The 1,324-nt window shown below is 31.9% G+C and carries 1 protein-coding gene; it reads left to right on the top strand.

From position 1 onward, the window contains the following. Positions 1-338: 338 nt before the first annotated feature. Positions 339-1,310 carry an aminotransferase class IV gene (locus HUN22_RS17090; RefSeq protein ID WP_174731901.1) on the top strand — a complete coding sequence of 324 codons (972 nt, stop codon included), beginning with the start codon at positions 339-341 and terminating at the stop codon, positions 1,308-1,310. Positions 1,311-1,324 lie beyond the last annotated feature (14 nt).

Consider the following 1,324-nt stretch of genomic DNA (forward strand, 5'->3'; position numbering starts at 1 on the left):
CCGTAGTTTTAATAAAATTTTGATAAATATAATTATCTGAAAAATATGATAAATAATTTATTACCTACGATTATTTTTTTTAAGATGTTGATCTTATTTGTTTATTTTTAAATTTTATATATTTTTCGTATAAAGTAGGGTATGTAATTATTTTTATTGAATTTATTTAAAAAAAATAGAAATACGAGTAATTAACTTTCCCTATTGCTGAAATTTTTTGTAACACTAAACTATATTAATTATTGGTTAAAATGCATTTTTAATAAAAATATTGCTTTTTTAATTTAATTAAGCAATATTAAATATGGTTTAAATGTGTTGTACAAAAGGAAGTTGTAATGGTTATACAAGTTGAAAAAATCATGGCTGAACATGAACTGCATCAGCGTGCAAAACATGAAGAGCAATATTCTTATGGAAGTGCATTTTGTAATGGACAATACGTACCAATACAAGAAGCATCTGTCCCATTAATGGATGCTGGTTTTTTACATGCAGATGCGGCATATGATGTGGTTACGGTTTCTAGAGGTGCTTTCTTTCGTTTAGACGATCACTTGGATCGTATGGAAGCATCATGTCAAAAATTCTTTCTTGAAAATCCGTATAGTCGTGAAGAAGTTAGAGAAATTCTTACAAACCTAGTTAAATTGACAGGTTTAAAAGATGCCTATGTTTGGTGGGCTGTAACTAGAGGACCTTTAAGCAGTGCAAGCAGAAAAAATCCTGTATTACAACAAAATGCTATGTTCGCTTTTGTATCGCCATACTTTTTCCAAGCAGATGATGAACGTAGAACAAATGGCTTAGAAATATTAATTAGTAAACACTACAATCGTATTTCTGAGAAAGCTGTAGATCCAACAGCTAAAAATTTCCATTGGATGGACATGAAACTTGGTCTTTACGAGGCACGTAGTCAAGACAAAGATTGGGTGGTTTTAACTGATGGAAATGGCTATTTAACGGAAGCTGCGGGTGCCAATATTTTTGCCATAAAAAATAATGAAATCTTTACACCTGATTCTGGATGTTTAGAAGGTATTACTCGAAGAACTGTCATTGAATTGGCTAAAGAATTAGGCGTAAAAACACATATAACAAAAGTGAAAGAAGAAGAGCTTTTAGAAGCTGATGAAGCATTCACTTCAAGCTCAGCTGGTGGGGTTATGCCTATTCAAACAGTTGATGAGGTGGTTTTACCCATTGCACCTACCAACGAAAATTCTCTAGCAGCTAAACTTCACGACTTATATTGGACAAAGCGTTGGGATGGTTGGTTAGCAACTAATATCAACTATGAGTCTTAATATTTCTTTAGATT

The sequence above is a fragment of the Acinetobacter lactucae genome (genome assembly GCF_013344765.1).
Classification (GTDB): domain Bacteria; phylum Pseudomonadota; class Gammaproteobacteria; order Pseudomonadales; family Moraxellaceae; genus Acinetobacter; species Acinetobacter lactucae_A.